This is a genomic window from Leptospira soteropolitanensis, assembly GCF_026151655.1.
In the GTDB taxonomy this organism is placed as follows: Bacteria; Spirochaetota; Leptospiria; order Leptospirales; family Leptospiraceae; genus Leptospira_A; species Leptospira_A soteropolitanensis.
Genome location: NZ_JAMQPN010000034.1, coordinates 1 through 3,119, shown reverse-complemented (window position 1 = coordinate 3,119; position 3,119 = coordinate 1). Strand labels below are relative to the sequence as shown.

Genomic DNA, 3,119 nt, shown 5'->3' with positions numbered 1-3,119 from the left:
TAACGAACTAGACTTACCGAAGTTCCCCGACCCTGAGTCCCGACGGGACGTTAGGGACTGGCATGCAGCTTGCGAAAGCAAGGCGAATGCCAGAAGGGGAATTTGCCGAAGGCCGAGCGAGGGCTTGTCCCGAAGCGAAGCGGTAAGTCGCTGTTATGCGCAGTAATTCATATCTATAAATTAAGCCACAGACCTAATTTTCTTATTTTTATCGTTTTTCTTTCTAATTTCTTTAAAAGATTTTATATCTTTGATTTTTGATTTAAGTTTATGAGATTCTAATCTAATATCATAATCATTTTGAAGTCCAATCCAGAATAAAGGATTTAGTTCAAAAAATTTTCCCAATTTTATTGAGATCGCAGCAGTTATGCTTCTTTTACCGTTAATAATATCAGAAATGTTTGATTCAGGAATCCCAGTTTCTTTCGAAAGGCGATAAGCAGAAATTTCTAATGGAACAAGAAATTCTTCAGATAGAATTTCTCCAGGATGAACATTGATAAAAGCTTCTTTCTTCATATAGAACCTCCAAATAAATTAATGATAATCAACAATTTCGACATCAAAAACATCTCCATTTTTAAAACTAAAACAGATTCGCCATTGATCATTGATAGAAATAGCAAATTGACCTTTTCTATCACCATCCAACCCGTGTAGTTTGTTTGAAGGAGGGATTCTCAATTCCTTTATATCTTTAATGTTATTTAACATTCCTAATTTCCCCTGTGCTTTTCTTTGCAATTCAGGTGGAATTTTTTTAGAGAATTTTCCCTTCCATAGTGATTCGGTTTCTTTGTCGGCAAATGATTTGATCACTAACTCATATACTTACCGTAATGATAAGTATTTCAATCTTTTTTTATTGAAATTTTAATATTTTTTGCCTTACCCATGTCCTGAGGCATACATTTGAATTATTGCGCATAACGAACTAGACTAACCGACGTAGGCTGGCCCTGAGTCCCAACGGGACGTTAGGGACTGGCATGTAGCTTGCGTAAGCAAGGCGAATGCCAGAAGCCTATGTGGCGCAGCCCAAGCGAGGGCTCGTCCCGAAGCGAAGCGGTTAGTTGCTGTTATACGAAGGTTCGCATTTACTTCTAATTATATCTTCCGATATTTAAACCATCTTTTTTAGCTGCAGTTGCTAGATTATCGTCCGCGCTGAGAAAGATAGTTTCTTCTTCTAATTCTCTGAATAGAAGAATCGCAGAAACGAGGTGAATAGCGTCGAAGCCTCGAAGTAAATATTTTGAATGAATTCTATCTAATTCAGAATTTATTGTATGATCTACGTTAATTTTGACAAGTTGATCCCAATCATATCTAAATTGTTTTATAATTGATTCTTTTGTTTTATCAGAGAACTTATCAATCTTTTGCTTTTTATTGATTGTGCCTAGAATTTCAGAATAGCCAACTTGCGAAATTGCAAGATATCGGTTTTCCTTCCAGATTTTTAATACAGTATCGGAAGCAAATTCATCAAAGTATTTTTTTACAAGAACGCTTGAATCTAAATAAAAAAACATTAACGATCTTTAAGTAATATATCAGACGCAGACATTTTTGACTTTGTTTTAAGCGGAGTAGTCGATTTACTTTGCTTATCTTTACTTGGAAGTTGTATCATGCCTTTCTCAGCTAAAAGATACATTTTCTCAATAGTAGATTTTTGTTTGATTGGTTCTTTTATTAGTCTAGCAATTGGTTTTCCGTGATCAGTAACGATTACTTCGTCTCCTAGCCTTGCTCTATCGAGATATTCGCTAAGTTTTGCTTTTAAATCTCTTACTCCGACATAAATCATTCTTTTGACTCCGAAATTGTGGTCACAATTGTAGGATAATGGTTACTTTTAGAGAAATCAAGACGAAAAAATTGCATATTTAGGCTTTTCTTTATTTAAATAGAAATTTGCGAACTTTCGTATAACGAACTAGACTTACCGAAGTTCCCTGACCCTGAGTCCCGACGGGACGTTAGGGACTGGCACGTAGTTTGCGGCTGCAAACGAGTGACAGAAAGGGAATTTGCCGTAGGCCGAGCGAGGCCTTGTGCCGAAGCGTAGCGGTAAGTCGCTGTTATACGACGTGTTTGCTATATTTCGTATATATGTTGTGTTTGAAGAACTTTTAATATTTTTTTATCTAAAGTCCAAAGCTTTAAATTTCTTTGTTTGGTTTCAGAGATCAAAATAGAATCAATAATGCCGATTCCGTTTTCTAAATGTTTATTTTCAAAAGATAATTTTCCCGCTTGGATAAAGGATCCATTTGACAAAATATTATTTAGACTTTCCCAATAATCTAAAACGAAGGTAATTTCACTTTTATTCTTACATCCTTGTAAAAGTTCGCCAAAAACAACTTCGTGAGCAATAACATCAGAAGATTCTATCAACCCAACTAACTTTGAAAAATAGGGTTCTTTTCCTCGAAAGAATTCAATCCAAACTGAAGTATCAACTAAAATCATTATCTTCTGTTAATTCTTCTAATTTTTTCAGCATTAAATTCACTCGAAAAGTGCAAAGGTTGTTTTCTTAATTTTTCATTTAGTTTTTTTACTTTTGCAAGTTTAACCCATTCAGAGAGTGCCTTTTGTAAAGAATCAGTAATATTTTTTCCTTCAGTATATTTTTGTACTTCAGTTATTAAATCATCAGGGAGTATCGCTGTTACTTTCATACGATAAAAAATACGATACTCTTTCGTATTTGTCAATCTTAATTTTTTAGTATAAGATTGGTTTTGCAAACATGTCGTATAACGAACTAGGCTTAACGACGTAGGCTGACCCTGAGTCCCAACGGGACGTTAGGGACTGGAACGACACTTGCGTAAGCAAGGGGAGTGCCAGAAGCCTATGTGTCGCAGACCGAGCGAGGCCTTGTGCCGAAGCGAAGCGTTAAGGCGCTGTTATACGACGTCCGTATCTATTCGTTTCAATTATTATTACCGTAAAATAACACTTTTAATTTAAGGAAGATAGCAGAAATTGAAGTAATTTCATAAGTAATCTGAGTTATCTCTCCATTAGGAAAATTTAATTCGGTATTTGGTGAAGTACAGAAAATTGCACCAACAGACCAACCAAGGCAAAAAGTTGAA

At 35.4% G+C, this 3,119-nt stretch carries 6 protein-coding genes; all 6 read right to left on the bottom strand.

The features are described 5' to 3' along the window. Nucleotides 1-180 precede the first annotated feature (180 nt). The 6 genes from ND811_RS19025 to ND811_RS19000 all read right to left on the bottom strand — a co-directional run bounded on the left by ND811_RS19025 (nucleotide 181) and on the right by ND811_RS19000 (nucleotide 2,696). The gene (locus ND811_RS19025; RefSeq protein WP_135742818.1) at nucleotides 181-522 is read right to left on the bottom strand and encodes a HigA family addiction module antitoxin; all 342 of its coding nucleotides are present in this window, start codon (nucleotides 520-522) and stop codon (nucleotides 181-183) included. Between the two features lie 18 nt (nucleotides 523-540). Then, complete coding sequence (locus ND811_RS19020; RefSeq protein ID WP_265353455.1) at nucleotides 541-822, bottom strand: type II toxin-antitoxin system RelE/ParE family toxin; 282 nt, start codon at nucleotides 820-822, stop codon at nucleotides 541-543. A 284-nt stretch (nucleotides 823-1,106) separates the two neighbouring features. Next, nucleotides 1,107-1,538, bottom strand: a complete 432-nt coding sequence (locus ND811_RS19015) for a type II toxin-antitoxin system VapC family toxin (protein ID WP_265353456.1) — start codon at nucleotides 1,536-1,538, stop codon at nucleotides 1,107-1,109. Next, entirely contained in the window at nucleotides 1,538-1,816 is a 279-nt protein-coding gene (locus ND811_RS19010) for a type II toxin-antitoxin system Phd/YefM family antitoxin (RefSeq protein ID WP_035984056.1), read from the bottom strand. The genes ND811_RS19015 and ND811_RS19010 overlap by 1 nt, the downstream gene beginning before the upstream one ends. A 290-nt stretch (nucleotides 1,817-2,106) precedes the next feature. Next, a complete protein-coding gene (locus tag ND811_RS19005; protein ID WP_265353457.1) occupies nucleotides 2,107-2,484 on the bottom strand; it encodes a PIN domain-containing protein in 378 nt (125 codons plus the stop codon). Further along, nucleotides 2,484-2,696, bottom strand: a complete 213-nt coding sequence (locus tag ND811_RS19000; protein WP_265353464.1) for a hypothetical protein — start codon at nucleotides 2,694-2,696, stop codon at nucleotides 2,484-2,486. Before ND811_RS19000 ends, ND811_RS19005 begins: the two co-directional genes overlap by 1 nt. Nucleotides 2,697-3,119: the final 423 nt, after the last annotated feature.